This window comes from Melittangium boletus DSM 14713, from assembly GCF_002305855.1.
GTDB classification, from domain to species: domain Bacteria; phylum Myxococcota; class Myxococcia; order Myxococcales; family Myxococcaceae; genus Cystobacter; species Cystobacter boletus.
The window spans coordinates 7,977,441-7,992,237 of record NZ_CP022163.1; the positions used below are offsets into that span (position 1 = coordinate 7,977,441).

The 14,797-nt window shown below is 65.6% G+C and carries 22 protein-coding genes; 20 read left to right on the top strand and 2 right to left on the bottom strand.

All coding sequences use genetic code 11. The features are described 5' to 3' along the window. Positions 1–107: 107 nt before the first annotated feature. Both MEBOL_RS33060 and dnaJ read right to left on the bottom strand, forming a co-directional pair. On the bottom strand, positions 108–749 hold the full coding sequence (locus tag MEBOL_RS33060; protein WP_095981168.1) for a HEAT repeat domain-containing protein: 642 nt from the start codon (positions 747–749) through the stop codon (positions 108–110). A 101-nt stretch (positions 750–850) separates the two neighbouring features. Beyond that, the gene (gene dnaJ, locus MEBOL_RS33065; protein WP_095981169.1) at positions 851–2,020 is read right to left on the bottom strand and encodes a molecular chaperone DnaJ; all 1,170 of its coding nucleotides are present in this window, start codon (positions 2,018–2,020) and stop codon (positions 851–853) included. A 113-nt stretch (positions 2,021–2,133) separates the two neighbouring features. Here dnaJ and MEBOL_RS33070 point away from each other — a divergent pair, with 113 nt between their 5' ends. The 20 genes from MEBOL_RS33070 to MEBOL_RS33165 all read left to right on the top strand — a co-directional run bounded on the left by MEBOL_RS33070 (position 2,134) and on the right by MEBOL_RS33165 (position 14,707). Further along, positions 2,134–2,838, top strand: coding sequence for a hypothetical protein (locus MEBOL_RS33070; protein WP_095981170.1), 705 nt, complete (start codon positions 2,134–2,136; stop codon positions 2,836–2,838). Beyond that, positions 2,835–3,350 carry a ribosomal protein S18-alanine N-acetyltransferase gene (gene rimI, locus MEBOL_RS33075; RefSeq protein ID WP_095981171.1) on the top strand — a complete coding sequence of 172 codons (516 nt, stop codon included), beginning with the start codon at positions 2,835–2,837 and terminating at the stop codon, positions 3,348–3,350. Before MEBOL_RS33070 ends, rimI begins: the two co-directional genes overlap by 4 nt. A gap of 203 nt (positions 3,351–3,553) precedes the next feature. After that, complete coding sequence (rpsL, locus tag MEBOL_RS33080) at positions 3,554–3,925, top strand: 30S ribosomal protein S12 (protein ID WP_002623636.1); 372 nt, start codon at positions 3,554–3,556, stop codon at positions 3,923–3,925. A gap of 141 nt (positions 3,926–4,066) precedes the next feature. Continuing rightward, positions 4,067–4,537 (top strand): 30S ribosomal protein S7, encoded by a 471-nt coding sequence (gene rpsG, locus MEBOL_RS33085; RefSeq protein WP_071900193.1) that lies wholly within the window; start codon positions 4,067–4,069, stop codon positions 4,535–4,537. Between the two features lie 102 nt (positions 4,538–4,639). Continuing rightward, on the top strand, positions 4,640–6,715 hold the full coding sequence (gene fusA, locus MEBOL_RS33090) for an elongation factor G (protein WP_095981172.1): 2,076 nt from the start codon (positions 4,640–4,642) through the stop codon (positions 6,713–6,715). Positions 6,716–6,834: 119 nt separating this feature from the next. After that, complete coding sequence (gene tuf / locus MEBOL_RS33095) at positions 6,835–8,025, top strand: elongation factor Tu (RefSeq protein ID WP_095975577.1); 1,191 nt, start codon at positions 6,835–6,837, stop codon at positions 8,023–8,025. A gap of 186 nt (positions 8,026–8,211) precedes the next feature. Next, positions 8,212–8,520 (top strand): 30S ribosomal protein S10, encoded by a 309-nt coding sequence (gene rpsJ / locus MEBOL_RS33100; protein WP_002625389.1) that lies wholly within the window; start codon positions 8,212–8,214, stop codon positions 8,518–8,520. A gap of 52 nt (positions 8,521–8,572) precedes the next feature. Next, positions 8,573–9,196: a 50S ribosomal protein L4 gene (rplD, locus tag MEBOL_RS33105; protein ID WP_095981173.1), complete on the top strand. Its 624-nt coding sequence runs from the start codon at positions 8,573–8,575 to the stop codon at positions 9,194–9,196. Then, positions 9,193–9,486, top strand: coding sequence for a 50S ribosomal protein L23 (locus MEBOL_RS33110; protein WP_095981174.1), 294 nt, complete (start codon positions 9,193–9,195; stop codon positions 9,484–9,486). Before rplD ends, MEBOL_RS33110 begins: the two co-directional genes overlap by 4 nt. A gap of 31 nt (positions 9,487–9,517) precedes the next feature. Continuing rightward, on the top strand, positions 9,518–10,363 hold the full coding sequence (rplB, locus tag MEBOL_RS33115) for a 50S ribosomal protein L2 (RefSeq protein ID WP_095981175.1): 846 nt from the start codon (positions 9,518–9,520) through the stop codon (positions 10,361–10,363). Between the two features lie 15 nt (positions 10,364–10,378). Further along, on the top strand, positions 10,379–10,660 hold the full coding sequence (gene rpsS, locus MEBOL_RS33120) for a 30S ribosomal protein S19 (protein WP_002625385.1): 282 nt from the start codon (positions 10,379–10,381) through the stop codon (positions 10,658–10,660). A 40-nt stretch (positions 10,661–10,700) separates the two neighbouring features. Then, on the top strand, positions 10,701–11,048 hold the full coding sequence (gene rplV, locus MEBOL_RS33125) for a 50S ribosomal protein L22 (RefSeq protein WP_095981176.1): 348 nt from the start codon (positions 10,701–10,703) through the stop codon (positions 11,046–11,048). Between the two features lie 45 nt (positions 11,049–11,093). Next, positions 11,094–11,759 carry a 30S ribosomal protein S3 gene (gene rpsC / locus MEBOL_RS33130; protein WP_095981177.1) on the top strand — a complete coding sequence of 222 codons (666 nt, stop codon included), beginning with the start codon at positions 11,094–11,096 and terminating at the stop codon, positions 11,757–11,759. Positions 11,760–11,815: 56 nt separating this feature from the next. After that, complete coding sequence (rplP, locus tag MEBOL_RS33135) at positions 11,816–12,235, top strand: 50S ribosomal protein L16 (RefSeq protein ID WP_095981178.1); 420 nt, start codon at positions 11,816–11,818, stop codon at positions 12,233–12,235. Between the two features lie 60 nt (positions 12,236–12,295). Then, a complete protein-coding gene (rpmC, locus tag MEBOL_RS33140) occupies positions 12,296–12,502 on the top strand; it encodes a 50S ribosomal protein L29 (RefSeq protein ID WP_095981179.1) in 207 nt (68 codons plus the stop codon). An 11-nt stretch (positions 12,503–12,513) separates the two neighbouring features. Then, positions 12,514–12,828, top strand: coding sequence for a 30S ribosomal protein S17 (gene rpsQ, locus MEBOL_RS33145; protein WP_095981180.1), 315 nt, complete (start codon positions 12,514–12,516; stop codon positions 12,826–12,828). Between the two features lie 108 nt (positions 12,829–12,936). Beyond that, complete coding sequence (rplN, locus tag MEBOL_RS33150) at positions 12,937–13,305, top strand: 50S ribosomal protein L14 (RefSeq protein ID WP_095981181.1); 369 nt, start codon at positions 12,937–12,939, stop codon at positions 13,303–13,305. A 37-nt stretch (positions 13,306–13,342) separates the two neighbouring features. After that, positions 13,343–13,678: a 50S ribosomal protein L24 gene (gene rplX, locus MEBOL_RS33155; protein WP_095981182.1), complete on the top strand. Its 336-nt coding sequence runs from the start codon at positions 13,343–13,345 to the stop codon at positions 13,676–13,678. Positions 13,679–13,855: 177 nt separating this feature from the next. Next, positions 13,856–14,506 (top strand): 50S ribosomal protein L5, encoded by a 651-nt coding sequence (gene rplE, locus MEBOL_RS33160; protein ID WP_095981183.1) that lies wholly within the window; start codon positions 13,856–13,858, stop codon positions 14,504–14,506. 15 nt (positions 14,507–14,521) lie between these two features. After that, positions 14,522–14,707 carry a type Z 30S ribosomal protein S14 gene (locus MEBOL_RS33165; protein ID WP_095981184.1) on the top strand — a complete coding sequence of 62 codons (186 nt, stop codon included), beginning with the start codon at positions 14,522–14,524 and terminating at the stop codon, positions 14,705–14,707. Positions 14,708–14,797 lie beyond the last annotated feature (90 nt).

Below are 14,797 nucleotides of genomic sequence, written 5' to 3' on the forward strand. Positions count from 1 at the left end.
GACCCGGGTAGAGACTGAACAGAGCTGGCCGCAGGACAGTTGCCGTGTCCACTTCACGACACAGGGAGGGCGCTCGACGGACGACCTGGCGCGTCCTCCCCGGGGAGCTAGGCCTTGAAACCGCTTTCCTCGGCCGCCTGGAGCGCGGCCACCTGCACGCGGCGGGCGGTGTCGCCCTGGGTCAGGCGGAGGATGGGCTCGCGCGCGGGCTCGAACTTGAGGGGCCCGAGCGCCTTGAGGGCGGCGATCTTCACATCATCCGCCATGTCCTCGAGGTAGGGCACCACCGCCGGAGCGATGCGCTCGTCCTGCTTGCCGGTGATGTAGTGGAGCAGGACGATCTTCTTCTGCGGATCGCGCATGTACTGGGAGCTCAGCGCGGAGAGCGCTTCCACGGCGATGGTGGTGACCTCGGCCTCGGTCAGCAGCGCCTCCAGCACGCGGATGGCCCAGGAGGTGGCCTGCTCGTTCTTGCGCAGGAAGTCCGTGACGGGCGCCACGGCGTCCTTGCCAAAGCCCTTGATGAGCTCGAAGACGTGCTCCTTCTCGTCCGCGTCCGTGGTGAGGGGCTCCACGGTGATGGTGTAGCGGTGCATCAGCACGGTGACGGCCTCGGGGAACTTCATCTCCCCGAGCTGCTGGAGGGCCTTCTGCCGGCTGTTGGGATCCCCATACTTCTGGGTCACCTTGGGCTTGAGCTTGAGTGCTTTGTCGGGGCCGGAGCCGCCGAGGAAATCGAAGATGCCCATGGGAAAGAGGCTCCGAGTGAGGGAGGCGGGTACTGGGGCCGTGTAGGACGCGGCGCGAGCGAACGCAAGGGGGTTGGAGGGGGGGAGGAGGGTGGGGCGGCTCACAACTGGAGCGAGCCCCGGACATCCGTCTGGTAGGCGCGGGCGAGGGCCTCGGCGGCCTGGCGTGCCTCGGCCGAGGGCTGTTCGGGCACCTTCACCTGGAGGGTGAGGTAGAGGTCTCCGGGGGCGCCGCCCTTGAGCGAGGGAGAGCCCCGGCCCTTGAGCCGCATGCGGCGGCCGGACTGGGAGCCCGCGGGGACCTTCACCGTCACCTCGCCCTGGAAGGTGGGCACGCGGATCTCGGCCCCGAGCATCGCCTCGGAGACCGTGACCGGCAGGTCCATGTGGAGGTCATCTCCCTCGCGGCGCACCAGCGGGTGCTCGGAGACGATCGTCTCGATGTAGAGGTCGCCCGAGGGCCCTCCGCGGGAGCCCGCGGCGCCCTGTCCGGACAGCCGCACTTTGGAGCCGGTCTGGACGCCGGCGGGAATCTTCACGGTGAGCCGGGCCGTCTCGTCCACGACGCCCGCCCCGTGGCAGGACGGGCAGGGGGGCGCCGCGCGGCCGGAGCCCCGGCAGGTGGGGCAGGTGCCGCCCACGGACATGCCGAGCACGCCGCCGCCCCGGCGCACCTTGCCGGTTCCCCCACAGGTGGCGCAGGTGGTGGGCGCGCCGGACTGGCCCGAGCCCTGGCAGCGCCCGCAGCGCCCGGGGCGTTGCAGGGAGATGCTGCGCTCGGTGCCGGTGAGGGCCTCGGAGAAGCTGAGCGTGAGGTTGGCGGTGATGTCTTCGCCCGCGGTGGGGCCAGCGGCCCGGCCGCCGCCCGCGCGCCCGAGGATTTCCCCCAGGTCCACGCCGCCCGCGCCCGCGCGCCCGAAGATGTCGCCGAGGATGTCCCCGAGGTCGAAGTCCGCGCCCGCGCCTCCGCCATAGGGCATGCCGCCGCCGGCGGCCCGTGCGGCCTTGTAGGCCCGGTACTGCTCGGCCTTCTTCTCATCGAAGCCGAGCTTGCCGGCCTCCTCGCCGAACTCATCGTAGAGCTTGCGCTTGCGCTCGTCCGACAACACCTCGAAGGCGGAGTTGAGTTGTTTGAACTTCTCCTCGGCGCTCTTGTTTCCCGGGTTGACATCGGGGTGGTACTTGCGCGCGAGTTTGCGGAAGGCCTTCTTGATTTCGTCGGCCGACGCCGTCCGGGCCACGCCGAGAATCTGGTAGTAGTCGTCCGCCATGTGGGTGACGTCCTCCTTGAGTGGAAGAACGTAACCCGTCGTACGGCGAGCGCCAGCATGGTGTGTGCCCTGGGGTCCGGATGTATAAACTGACCCGAGTGCCGAGGGAGAGCATGGGGTCGCCGCGCGGACGACGAGCGAAGATGGGCGGGGTGGTGGGCTGCCTCGTGCTGATGTCGGTATCCGCCGCTGGGCAGGATACCGGCCGGCCGACGGGGGCCGAGGGCCAGGTCATCGATCGCGTGGTGGCGGTGATCGCCGGCCAGGTCTTGACGCTGAGTGAATTGTCGTTCGAGGCCCGGGTGGTGCTCGTCCAGCGAGGAGGCGTGCGGGCGGCGGAGGTGTCCTTGGACGAGGAGACGCTGCGGGGAGCGCTGGACTTGGCCATCAACCAGCGGTTGTTGGTGGCGGGGGCGGATCGGCTCCAGGCCTTCGCGGCGGAGCGCTCGGAGGTGGAGGCGCGGGTCAAGGCCTTCCGCGAGCGCTTCGAGGACGAGCCCGCGTTGCTGGCCTTCCTGACGCGGCATGACGCGGACCTGGAACAGTTGACGGCGGTGCTGGAGCGGGGCGTGCGGGCCGAGCGCATCCTGGACAGCCGGATCCGCTTGCGCGCCCAGGTGAGCGAGGCGGAGGCGAGGCGGTACTGGGAAGAGCACAAGGCGACGATGGGCGGCCCATACGAGGGCGTTCGCGAGGCGTTGAAGGAGAGGTTGATGCGGGAGCGCTACGGTCAGCTGGCGAAGGAGGAATTCGCGCGGGTGAGGGCGGACGCGCGGGTGAGGGGCGTGGCACCTTTCGCCCGGGAGGAGGGTCCATGAGGCGGATGCGGGAGGACACCCGTCCGAGGCTCCAGGGCGTACCGGACCCCGCGTTCCTCATCCGGAGGATGACGCGCGAGGATCTGCCCGCGGTGATGGCCCTGGAGAAGGCCTCGTTCCGCAACCCCTGGTCCCTGGAACTGCTCCAGCGCGAGCTGAGTCACGACTGGTCCATCATCTTCCTGCTGGAAGAGCCCTCGTCCGAGGGGGGACGGCACCTGCTGGGCATCTCCATCTTCTGGATCGTCCACGACGAGGTGCACGTGCTCAACGTGGCCACGGCGCCGGAGCATCGTCGGCGAGGCGTGGGCCGTGCCCTGATGGACGCCACGCTGGCCGAGGGGCGGGCGCGCAAGTGCTGCCTGGCCACCCTCGAGGTGCGCAAGAGCAACGAGGCGGCCATCAACCTCTACAAATCCTTTGGTTTCCGCGCCGTGGGCGTCAGGCCCAACTACTACGTGGACGAGGGCGTGGCGCCCGAGGACGCGATCGTGATGGTCCTCGACTTCTAGCGACCAGGGGAGTAGAGGGGCGGCCCTGCGCGCAAGCGTGGGGAATGGGGACGTGGGTCGCCGGGAGTTATCCTCACCGGCCGTCCGTGCTTGACACAAGGTGCCCCCTCCCTATACTCGCGGCCCTTTTTAAGCGCAGTGGTAGGTCTGTATGCGCCCCCGGGTACACCCGCTCGGGGCAATCGAGAAGGAAGAGGAGTTCAGTGCCAACCATCAGCCAGCTGGTCCGCCAGGGCCGCGAGAAGTTGAACATCAAGGGCAAGAGCCCCGCTCTGAAGGAGTGCCCTCAGAAGCGCGGCGTCTGCACCCGCGTGTACACCACCACGCCGAAGAAGCCGAACTCGGCCCTTCGCAAGGTGGCCCGTGTTCGTCTGACGAACGGGATTGAAGTGACGTCCTACATCCCCGGCGTGGGTCACAACCTCCAGGAGCACTCGGTGGTGATGATCCGCGGTGGCCGTGTGAAGGACCTCCCGGGCGTGCGCTACCACATCATCCGCGGCACGCTGGACTCCGTGGGCGTGGCCGGCCGCAAGCAGAGCCGCTCCAAGTACGGCGCCAAGCGTCCGAGCTGAGCTCGGAGCTGATCACCTTCGCATCATTCACCGGAACGCTTGCCCCGCACCCTGGGGAGCCTTCCTGATTCGCCAACGCAGTTCGAAGCCCCCACGAAGACTCCCGGGTGCATGGGAGCGGGGCGTAAGGGATAGAAAAAGATGCCTCGTCGTCGCGTAGTAGCCAAGCGCAAGATCCTTCCTGATCCGAAGTTCCAGGACCGCCTCGTCACGAAGTTCGTGAACGACCTGATGCGCAAGGGGAAGAAGTCCATCGCCGAGCGGGTGTGCTACGGCGCCTTCAGCCTCATCGAGGAGCGTGCGAAGGAGGACCCCCTCAAGACGTTCAAGAAGGCCCTGGACAACGTCAAGCCGGTGCTCGAGGTGAAGAGCCGCCGCGTCGGTGGCGCCACCTACCAGGTGCCCGTGGAGGTCCGTCAGGATCGCCGCGTGGCGCTGGGCATGCGCTGGATCATCACCTACGCCAAGGCGCGCGGTGAGAAGACGGCCATGGAGAAGCTGGCGGGCGAGATCATGGACGCCGCCAACAACCGTGGCAACGCCGTGAAGAAGCGCGAGGACACGCACAAGATGGCCGAGGCCAACAAGGCCTTCGCCCACTACCGCTGGTAGTCCTCATTCAGTCCAACGCAGTGCCCGGCACCCGGATGCGCTCTCTCGCGCGTCCGGGTGTTTCCGGTCTTTGACATCCGCTTCCAGAAGAGGTTCGTAGAAATGCCCCGCGAGTATCCGCTCGAGCGCTATCGCAACATCGGCATCATGGCGCACATCGACGCCGGCAAGACGACGACCACGGAACGGATCCTGTTCTACGCGGGAGCCATCCACAAGATGGGCGAGGTGCATGAAGGCACCACGACCACGGACTGGATGCCGCAGGAGCGCGAGCGTGGCATCACCATCACCTCGGCCGCGATCACCGCCTTCTGGAACCGGAACGACCAGAAGTACCGCATCAACATCATCGACACCCCGGGCCACGTGGACTTCACCATCGAGGTGGAGCGCTCCCTGCGCGTGCTGGACGGCACCGTCGCGGTCTTCGACGCGGTGAACGGGGTGGAGCCCCAGTCGATGACCGTCTGGCGCCAGGCGGACAAGTACCGGGTTCCGCGCATCTGCTTCATCAACAAGATGGACCGGGTGGGCGCGGACTTCGCGATGTCCGTCGACACCATCCGCGAGAAGCTCGGCGCGCGTCCGGTGCGCATGCAGCTGCCGCTGGGCGCCGAGGACAAGCACCGGGGCGTGATCGATCTGGTGCGGATGAAGGCGCTCGTCTTCCAGGACTCGGAGATGGGCAGCCGCTACGACGAGGTGGACATCCCCGAGGACCTGCGCGCGGAGGCCGACGCGGCCCGGAGCGAACTCGTGGAGATCGCCGCCGAGCAGGATGACGCGCTCACGGAGAAGTTCCTCGAGGGCACGGAGCTCACCGAGCAGGAGATCCGCACGGCCATCCGCAAGGGGTGCCTGTCGCTGAAGGTCTTCCCGGTGTTCTGTGGCTCGGCCTTCAAGCACAAGGGCGTGCAGCCGTTGTTGGACGCGGTGGTGGACTATCTGCCGGGTCCGCTGGACATCCCGCCGGTGAAGGGCAAGAGCCCCAAGGGCCAGGAGGAAACGCGGGAGACGCGCGACAACGCGCCCTTGAGCGCGCTGGCCTTCAAGATCATGCCGGACCCGGCCTTTCCGTCCCAGACGCTCACCTTCCTTCGCATCTACTCGGGCAAGCTGGAGTCGGGCTCGGCGGTGTGGAACTCGGTGAAGGGCAAGCGCGAGCGCATTGGCCGCTTGGTGCAGATGCGCGCGGACAAGAAGGACGAGGTGTCCGAGTGCTACGCCGGGGACATCTGCGCGGTAGTGGGCCTCAAGCTGGCCACCACGGGCGACACCCTGTGCGACGACAAGCACCCCATCATCCTGGAGCAGATGGAGTTCCCCGAGCCCGTCATCGACGTGGCCATCGAGCCGAAGTCCACGGCGGATCAGGACAAGATCCTCACCAGCCTGGCGCGCCTGGCGGTGGAGGATCCGTCCTTCCGGGTCCGGACGCACGAGGAGACGGGACAGACGCTCATCGCGGGCATGGGCGAGCTGCACCTGGAGATCATCGTCGACCGACTGAAGCGTGAGTTCAAGGTCGACGCCAACGTGGGCAAGCCCCAGGTGGCCTACCGCGAGACGATCACCGAAATGGTGGAGACCCAGGGGCAGTACATCCGTCAGCTGGGAGGCAAGGGGCAGTACGGCGATATCTGGTTGAGGGTGAGCCCCAACAAGGCTGGCGAGGGCTTCGCCTTCTCGAGCACCATTCCCGCGGAGAAGGTGACCCGGGAATTCGTGGAGGCCGCGCGGCAGGGGATCCAGGAGTCCTTGTCGAGTGGTCCCATCGCGGGCTATCCGCTGTTAGACGTGAAGGTGGAGGCCTTCGATGGCTCCATGCACGACACGGACTCGAACGAAGTGGCGTTCAAGGTCGCCGGCTCGATGGCCTTCCGGGACGCCGTGCGAGGGGCGAAGCCCGTGCTCCTCGAGCCCATCATGGACTGCGAGATCGTCACCCCGAACGACTTCATGGGGGACGTGATTGGAGACCTGACGGGCCGGAGGGGCAAGGTGCAGGGCATGGAGCCTCGGCCGGGAGGCTTGCAGGCGGTCCTGGCCCAGGTGCCTCTGGCAAAGATGTTCGGTTACTCGACCGACCTGCGAAGCCGCAGTCAGGGAAGAGCGACCTACACCATGCGGTTCAGCCACTACGCTCCCGCACCGAAGGATGTGCTGAACCGGTGAGGCTGGCTCGGTCCCCAGCGGAGGGGGCGAGCGATTTCATTTGACGTTTTCGTACGTTTGAAGCACCACGCAGCACATTTTCTCGATTCGGCCCCCTGGCCGGTCTCCGAGGAGCAGAGATGAGCAAGGAAAAGTTCGACAGAAGCTTGCCGCACGTCAACATTGGCACCATCGGCCACGTTGACCACGGCAAGACGTCCCTCACGGCGGCCATCACCAAGGTGCTGGCGAAGACCGGCGGCGCGACGTTCCTCGCGTACGACCAGATCGACAAGGCGCCGGAGGAGCGCGAGCGCGGAATCACGATTTCGACCGCGCACGTGGAGTACAAGACGAAGAACCGGCACTACGCGCACGTGGACTGCCCGGGACACGCCGACTACGTGAAGAACATGATCACGGGAGCGGCGCAGATGGACGGCGCGATCCTGGTGGTGTCGGCGGCGGACGGCCCGATGCCGCAGACGCGTGAGCACATCCTGCTGGCCAGGCAGGTGGGCGTGCCCTACATCGTGGTCTTCCTGAACAAGGTGGACCTGCTGGACGACCCCGAGCTGCGCGAGCTCGTGGAGATGGAAGTGCGCGACCTGCTCAAGAAGTACGAGTTCCCCGGGGACACGATTCCGATCGTGCCGGGCAGCGCGGTGAAGGCGCTGGAGGGAGACACGTCGGAGATTGGCGAGCCGGCGATCCTCAAGCTGATGGAGGCGGTGGACAGCTACATCCCCACGCCGCAGCGCGCCACGGACAAGCCCTTCCTGATGCCGGTGGAGGACGTGTTCTCCATCGCGGGCCGCGGAACGGTGGCCACGGGCCGCGTGGAGCGCGGAATCATCAAGGTGGGCGAGGAAGTGGAAGTGGTGGGACTGCGCGCCACGCAGAAGACGGTGGTGACGGGCGTGGAGATGTTCCGCAAGCTGCTGGACGAGGGCCGGGCGGGAGACAACATCGGAGCGCTGGTGCGTGGCCTCAAGCGTGAGGACATCGAGCGCGGCCAGGTCATCGCCAAGCCGGGCAGCATCACGCCGCACACGAAGTTCAAGGCGCAGATTTACGTGCTGTCGAAGGAGGAGGGTGGCCGTCACACGCCGTTCTTCAAGGGCTACCGGCCGCAGTTCTACTTCCGCACGACGGACGTGACGGGAACGGTGAAGCTGCCGGAGAACGTGGAGATGGTGATGCCGGGCGACAACATCGCGATCGAGGTGGAGCTGATCACCCCGGTGGCGATGGAGAAGGAGCTGCGCTTCGCCGTGCGTGAGGGTGGTCGTACCGTGGGCGCCGGCGTCGTCGCCGAGATCATCGCCTAGTCATCAGAAGTTTCCGCTTGCCCTGGCGGACCAAAACAGCGAAAAGCCGGGGCAGTGTGAATTAGGTTGCATACACCGGGGCCGCGGTGGTACATGCCGCGCCCCTTCGAAGAGACGGCTCTGTGACATCCAGGGGACGTTGGGCGTAGCGCCTCCAACAGAGGCCGTACAAAGAGGTTTTTGCGAATGGCGACACAGAAGATCCGCATCCGGCTGAAGGCCTACGACTCCAAGCTCCTGGATCAGAGCGCTGGGGAGATCGTTGAGACGGCTCGGCGCACGGGCGCCAAGGTTGCCGGTCCGATCCCCCTGCCCACGCGCATCAACAAGTTCACGGTGTTGCGTTCGCCGCACGTGGACAAGAAGAGCCGCGAGCAGTTCGAGATCCGCACGCACAAGCGTTTGCTCGACATCCTCGAGCCGACCCAGCAGACGCTGGACGCGCTCATGAAGCTGGATCTGTCGGCCGGCGTTGACGTGGAGATCAAGTCCTGAGGGACGGGGTAGAGCCCGACCGGGTCCACTCCATTCCCCAGAGGAAATAGCCATGGCAAAGTTCGACGTAGTCGATCTGGATTTGAAGAAGGTGTCGGAGCTTGAGCTCTCCGACGAGGTCTTCGGCGCCGAGCCGAACGCGCACCTCTTTTACGAGGTCGCGAAGATGCAGCAGGTGAACCGTCGCCGCGGTACGGTGGCGGTGAAGAACACCTCGCTGGTGAGCGGTGGCGGCAAGAAGCCCTGGAAGCAGAAGGGTACCGGCCGCGCCCGCCAGGGTTCCATCCGCGCTTCCCACTGGGTGGGCGGCGGTAAGGCGATGGGTCCCAAGCCGCGTGACTACTTCTACCGGCCGCCCAAGAAGGTCCGCCGCGGTGCGCTCAAGGCGGCCCTGTCGCTGCGCGCTCGCGAGAAGACGCTCATCATCCTCGACGGCTTCAAGCTGGATGCTCCGAAGAGCAAGCAGGCGTTCGATGCCCTGACCAAGCGGCTGAAGCTGGCCGGTGCGCTGGTGATCGACGCCAAGGACAACATCAACCTGCACCGCAGCGTGCGCAACCTGGCGAAGTTCGACGTGCTGCCGCCCGAGGGTCTCAACCTCGAGTCCGTCCTGCGCCACAAGCACCTGGTGGTCACTTCCGCGGCCATCAAGGCCATCGAGGGGGCGCTCTCGTGAACGCCAACGACGTCATCAAGGGGCCGCTCATCACCGAGAAGCTGGATCAGGCCCGCGAGAAGTTCCGGCAGTACTCGTTCATCGTCGACAAGAAGGCCACCAAGTACGACGTGGCCAACGCCGTCGAGAAGCTCTTCAAGGTGAGCGTCGAGGGTGTTCGGACCAACATCGTCCGCGGCAAGACCAAGCGCGTGGGGCGCTCGATCGGCAAGCGGCCGAACTTCAAGAAGGCGGTCGTCACCCTCAAGGAGGGGGACAAGATCGAACTCTTCGAGGGAGGCGCGGTCTAGCGCACAGCGCTGACCGACGTAGAGGACCACTATGGGCATCAAGAAGTACAAGCCGACCTCCGCCGCCCGCCGCCTCATGACGGTGTCCGACTTCGCGGACATCACCAAGGGGACGCCGGAGAAGAAGCTCACCGAGTCTCTGTCGAAGTCCGGTGGCCGCAACGCTCACGGTCACATCACCCGCCGTCACCAGGGTGGTGGTCATAAGCGTCGCTACCGCATCATCGATTTCAAGCGTCGTGACAAGGACGGCGTGCCGGCCAAGGTCGCGGCGGTGGAGTACGATCCGAACCGCTCCGCCAACATCGCCCTCCTGCACTACGCGGATGGCGAGAAGCGCTACATTATCGCCCCCGTCGACCTGAAGGTGGGCGACACGGTGATGGCGGGCGAGAACGCGGACATCCGTCCGGGCAACAGCCTGCCGCTCATCAACATCCCGGTGGGTACGGTCATCCACAACGTGGAGCTCAAGCCCGGCCGTGGTGCGCAGATCATCCGCTCGGCGGGTTCCTCCGGCCAGCTGATGGCGAAGGAAGGCCGCTACGCCCAGGTGCGTCTGCCCTCCGGCGCGGTGCGCATGGTGCTCATCGAGTGCCGCGCCACCGTGGGCCAGGTCGGTAACCTGGAGCACGAGATCATCCGGATCGGTAAGGCGGGTCGCAGCCGCTGGCTGGGCATCCGTCCCACCGTCCGCGGTCTGGCGATGAACCCGGTCGATCACCCGCACGGTGGTGGTGAGGGCAAGTCCGGCCAGGGTAATCCGCACCCCGTGTCTCCGTGGGGCCAGAAGACCAAGGGTCTGAGCACGCGCAAGAACAAGCGCACTGACAAGTTCATCGTGAGCGTCCGCCGCCCGGGCGCGCGCAGCCAGTAGTCGAGGGTTCAAACAATGGCGCGTTCGATTAAGAAGGGTCCGTTCGTCGATGGGTACCTCGTCAAGAAGGTCGAGGACATGATCAAGACGAACAAGAAGAGTGTCGTGAAGACGTGGTCCCGCCGTTCGACCATCCTTCCGGAGTTCGTGGGTCACACCTTCGCGGTGCACAACGGCCGCAAGTTCATCCCCGTCTTCGTGACCGAGAACATGGTGGGCCACAAGCTCGGCGAGTTCGCCCCGACGCGTACGTTCGGCGGTCACTCGGCGGAGAAGAAGGTCGCCAAGGGCAAGTAGTCGGCCCCGCTGACAGGCGGCGTCCGCCAGAGGAGATGACATGGAGTCGAAGGCACATCTGAGGTTTCTGAGCATGTCGCCCCGGAAGGTTTCCACCGTGGCGGCGCTTGTCCGGGGCAAGTCGGTAGGCCAGGCCCTGAACATCCTGCGCTTCACCAGCCGCGCCGCGGCACTCCCGGTGGCCAAGCTCATCAAGAGCGCCGTGGCCAACGCGACCGACCTGTCCAAGGGGCAGGTCGATGTGGACAAGCTCGTCGTGAAGACGATCTCGGTGGATCAGGGTCCGACCCAGCGCCGCTACATGCCGCGCGCCATGGGTCGCGCCTCGCGCATCAACAAGAAGACCAGCCACATTCACGTGGTCCTGGCCGAGGCGGCCAAGAAGTAGGCCGCCCGCCTGGCGCACCACGCAACCGATTGAAGGAGACGCACGTTGGGCCAGAAAGTCCATCCCATTGGGTTCCGCCTCGGGGTCATCAAGACCTGGGACTCCAAGTGGTTCGAGCACAAGAACTACGCGCAGTGGCTGCATGAAGACATCCGCATCCGCGAGTTCGTGAAGAAGTCGCTCAATCACGCGGGTGTCTCCAAGGTGGAGATCGAGCGCGCGGCGAACAAGGTGAAGGTCAACGTGCACACCGCGCGCCCCGGTATCGTCATCGGCAAGCGCGGCGCGGGCATCGAGACGGTGAAGAAGGACCTCCAGCAGTTCACGAAGAACGAGGTCTTCCTCAACATCGTCGAGGTCCGCAAGGCCGAGACCGACGCGCAGCTGGTGGCCGAGAACATCGCCACCCAGCTCGAGCGCCGCATCGCCTTCCGCCGCGCCATGAAGAAGGCGCTGCAGACGGCGATGAAGTTCGGAGCGAAGGGCATCCGTGTCTCGTGCTCCGGTCGTCTCGGTGGCGCGGAGATGGCCCGCTACGAGTGGTATCGCGAGGGCCGCGTGCCCCTGCACACCCTCCGCTCGGACATCGACTACGGTTTCGCCGAGGCGAAGACCACCTACGGCAAGATCGGCTGCAAGGTGTGGATCTGCCGCGGCGACATCCTCCCCACCAAGGGTGGTCAGGGTGCCGCGCCGGCTTCCACCCGCTAACTCTCCAGGAGCCGCTCCGAGAGGAGCGGCTCCGTTGGGATTGAAGGACACCGACGATGCTTCAGCCTGCTCGTACGAAGTTCCGCAAGATGCACAAGGGCCGCATGCCGGGCCTGGCTCACCGTGGCAGCGATCTCACCTACGGTGAGTACGGCCTCATGTCCCTGCAGCCGGGGTGGCTCACCTCGCGGCAGATCGAGGCGGCCCGTATCGCGATGACGCGCCACATCAAGCGTGGTGGCAAGATCTGGATTCGCGTTTTCCCGGACAAGCCCATCACGAAGAAGCCCGCCGAAACCCGTATGGGTACCGGTAAGGGTGGTGTGGAGTACTACGTGGCGGTGGTCAAGCCCGGTCGCATCCTCTACGAGATGGAGGGAACGACGCCCGAGGTTGCCACCAGTGCCCTGAAGTTGGCCCAGGCCAAGCTGCCGGTGCTGACGAAGATCGTCACCCGCAGCGAGCTGGCGCTCTAGTTCCGCCGGGGGCGGCTCTTTGATATGAGGGCCGCCCGCTGGCTCTGAGGAGATTTGAAGATGGCGACTGCGAAAGAACTCAAGGAGCTCTCGGAGGCCGACCTGAAGCAGCGCGCGGCGGAATTGCGCGACACGCTGTTCCAGGACCAGCTGAAGCGGGCGACTGGCTCGCTGGACAACCCGTCCGAGCGGACCCAGCACAAGCGCGATCTGGCGCGCATCCTGACCGTCCTGGGAGAGAAGACCCGGACGGAGAAGAAGGCTTAGGAGCTTTTCTCATGGCTGAAGCGACTCAATCCACTCCCGCCACGACCCCCTCCCGCGGCCGTCCCAAGACGCGCGTGGGCATCGTGACCTCCAACAAGATGCAGAAGACGGTGGTGGTCACCGTCTCGCGCCGCTCGGCTCACCCCAAGTACGGGAAGATCCTGAACGCGCGCGAGAAGTACAAGGCGCACGTCGAGGACCACGACTACCCGGCCAAGATCACCATCAACGAGGGTGATCGGGTGCGCATCGCCGAGACCCGGCCGACCTCGAAGGACAAGCGGTGGCGGGTGGTCGAGGTGTTGGAGAAGAGCAAGAACGTCTGAGCCGTCCGAGCCCGCGTCGCCACTTGGCGCGCGGGGACCGTGGCTCGAGCCGCGCGGTGCCCCTCCTGACCGGAAGGGCCTGCAGCAAGCTGAGAGAGGGAATTCCAGATGATTCAGATGACGAGCGTGCTCGACGTGGCCGACAACTCGGGCGCCAAGAAGGTGTTCTGCATCAAGGTGTTGGGTGGCTCCAAGCGCAAGTACGCGTCCATCGGCGATGTGATCGTCGTGTCGATCCGCGAGGCGCTGCCGAACTCCAAGGTGAAGAAGGGTGACGTGGCCAAGGCGGTCATCGTGCGCACGGCGCGCGAGGTGGGCCGTCCGGATGGCAGCTACATCAAGTTCGATGGCAACTCCGCCGTCCTCATCAACAAGGACCTGGAGCCCATTGGGACGCGCATCTTTGGGCCGGTGGCCCGCGAGCTCCGCGCCCGTAAGTTCATGAAGATCATCTCGCTCGCTCCCGAGGTCCTCTAGTAGGGCGTCAGGCGGTCCGCGAGGAGGGAGAGGAACCATGGAGAAGCTCAAGGTTGGAGACACCGTGCAGGTCATCGCGGGCGCCGAGCGCTCGGAGAAGACCGAGGCGACCAAGCGCGGGAAGATCCTGAAGATCGACCGTGAGGCCCAGCGTGTGACCGTGGAAGGTCTGCGCATGGTCAAGCGGCACCTGCGCAAGACGCAGCAGCAGCCCGAGGGTGGCATCGTCGAGAAGCCGGGCACGATCCACATCTCGGACGTCCAGCTGGTCTGCGCGAAGTGCGGCAAGCCGACCCGCGTGGGTATCAGGCTGGATGGTGACAAGAAGAAGCGGTTCTGCAAGCGCAAGGATTGCAACGGCCTGATTGACTAGGGTCGTCGGTTCGGGCATGTATGCGCGCCCTTTGCCCTGCCCGGGCGAGGGGAGAGCAGACGGGCAGATGTCGCCGGGGCTCCGAAGGACCCGTAGGGCTCCGGTGTTTTCAGTTTTCATGAAGTACTGATCGGCGCGCTGGGTCCAGGGCCGCGCTCCGAAGCAGGGGACAAGACGATGGCTGAAGAGAAGAAGGACGCGGCGAAGAAGGAAAAGAAGGGCCGCAAGAAGGACGAAGTCAAGAAGGCTGGATTCGCGGCGAACATCGAAGAAGGTCTCGAGGCCAAGCCGGCGCGGCTCAAGCTGCGCTTCCGCAAGGAAGGCGTGTCCGCGCTGATGAAGGAACTGGGGCTCAAGAACCCCATGCAGGTTCCGCGTCTCGAGAAGATCGTCGTCAACATGGGCCTCGGCGAGGCGCTCGCCAACGCCAAGATCCTCGAGTCCGCCGTGGATCAGCTGGGCGCCATCACCGGCCAGAAGCCCGTGGTGACCCGTGCCCGCAAGTCGATCGCGAACTTCAAGCTGCGTCAGGGCCAGGCCATCGGTGCCGCCGTCACGCTGCGCGGCGACCGGATGTACGAGTTCCTCGACCGCCTCATCACCGTGGCGTTGCCCCGCGTGCGCGACTTCAAGGGCGTGTCGCCCAAGGCGTTCGACGGAAAGGGTAACTACACCCTCGGCGTGCGCGAGCAGATCATCTTCCCTGAAATCAACTACGACCAGATCGAGAAGGTGAAGGGGCTGAACATCAGCTTCGTCACCACTGCGGAAAACGACGAGCAGGGGCTGGCGCTGATGCGTCACTTCGGTATGCCGTTCCGCCAGTAACGAGGATCCGCACCCATGGCCAAGCTCTCGAAGATCGCCCAGGCGAAGCGCAAGCCGAAGTTCTCCGTTCGCGCCTACAACCGTTGCCCGCTGTGCGGCCGTCCGCGCGCGTTCCTGCGGAAGTTCAACATGTGCCGTATCTGCTTCCGCAACCGCGCGCTGCGCGGTGAGGTCACCGGCGTCACCAAGTCGTCCTGGTAGTCGGACGCGGGTCTTCGGACTCCTGGATGGAGTCTGAAGGCCTTGCCTCTCCTGAAGAGGGGAGGCCCTCGCGGTAGATGCAGTGCAATC

What these genes read in the sequence shown, in the direction of transcription:
- MEBOL_RS33060 (WP_095981168.1), bottom strand. Translation starts at nt 749, where the DNA reads ATGGGCATCTTCGATTTCCTCGGCGGCTCCGGCCCCGACAAAGCACTC.
- dnaJ (WP_095981169.1), bottom strand. Translation starts at nt 2,020, where the DNA reads ATGGCGGACGACTACTACCAGATTCTCGGCGTGGCCCGGACGGCGTCG.
- MEBOL_RS33070 (WP_095981170.1), top strand. Translation starts at nt 2,134, where the DNA reads ATGGGGTCGCCGCGCGGACGACGAGCGAAGATGGGCGGGGTGGTGGGC.
- rimI (WP_095981171.1), top strand. Translation starts at nt 2,835, where the DNA reads ATGAGGCGGATGCGGGAGGACACCCGTCCGAGGCTCCAGGGCGTACCG.
- rpsG (WP_071900193.1), top strand. Translation starts at nt 4,067, where the DNA reads ATGCCTCGTCGTCGCGTAGTAGCCAAGCGCAAGATCCTTCCTGATCCG.
- fusA (WP_095981172.1), top strand. Translation starts at nt 4,640, where the DNA reads ATGCCCCGCGAGTATCCGCTCGAGCGCTATCGCAACATCGGCATCATG.
- tuf (WP_095975577.1), top strand. Translation starts at nt 6,835, where the DNA reads ATGAGCAAGGAAAAGTTCGACAGAAGCTTGCCGCACGTCAACATTGGC.
- rpsJ (WP_002625389.1), top strand. Translation starts at nt 8,212, where the DNA reads ATGGCGACACAGAAGATCCGCATCCGGCTGAAGGCCTACGACTCCAAG.
- rplD (WP_095981173.1), top strand. Translation starts at nt 8,573, where the DNA reads ATGGCAAAGTTCGACGTAGTCGATCTGGATTTGAAGAAGGTGTCGGAG.
- rplB (WP_095981175.1), top strand. Translation starts at nt 9,518, where the DNA reads ATGGGCATCAAGAAGTACAAGCCGACCTCCGCCGCCCGCCGCCTCATG.
- rpsS (WP_002625385.1), top strand. Translation starts at nt 10,379, where the DNA reads ATGGCGCGTTCGATTAAGAAGGGTCCGTTCGTCGATGGGTACCTCGTC.
- rplV (WP_095981176.1), top strand. Translation starts at nt 10,701, where the DNA reads ATGGAGTCGAAGGCACATCTGAGGTTTCTGAGCATGTCGCCCCGGAAG.
- rplP (WP_095981178.1), top strand. Translation starts at nt 11,816, where the DNA reads ATGCTTCAGCCTGCTCGTACGAAGTTCCGCAAGATGCACAAGGGCCGC.
- rpmC (WP_095981179.1), top strand. Translation starts at nt 12,296, where the DNA reads ATGGCGACTGCGAAAGAACTCAAGGAGCTCTCGGAGGCCGACCTGAAG.
- rpsQ (WP_095981180.1), top strand. Translation starts at nt 12,514, where the DNA reads ATGGCTGAAGCGACTCAATCCACTCCCGCCACGACCCCCTCCCGCGGC.
- rplN (WP_095981181.1), top strand. Translation starts at nt 12,937, where the DNA reads ATGATTCAGATGACGAGCGTGCTCGACGTGGCCGACAACTCGGGCGCC.
- rplX (WP_095981182.1), top strand. Translation starts at nt 13,343, where the DNA reads ATGGAGAAGCTCAAGGTTGGAGACACCGTGCAGGTCATCGCGGGCGCC.
- rplE (WP_095981183.1), top strand. Translation starts at nt 13,856, where the DNA reads ATGGCTGAAGAGAAGAAGGACGCGGCGAAGAAGGAAAAGAAGGGCCGC.
- MEBOL_RS33165 (WP_095981184.1), top strand. Translation starts at nt 14,522, where the DNA reads ATGGCCAAGCTCTCGAAGATCGCCCAGGCGAAGCGCAAGCCGAAGTTC.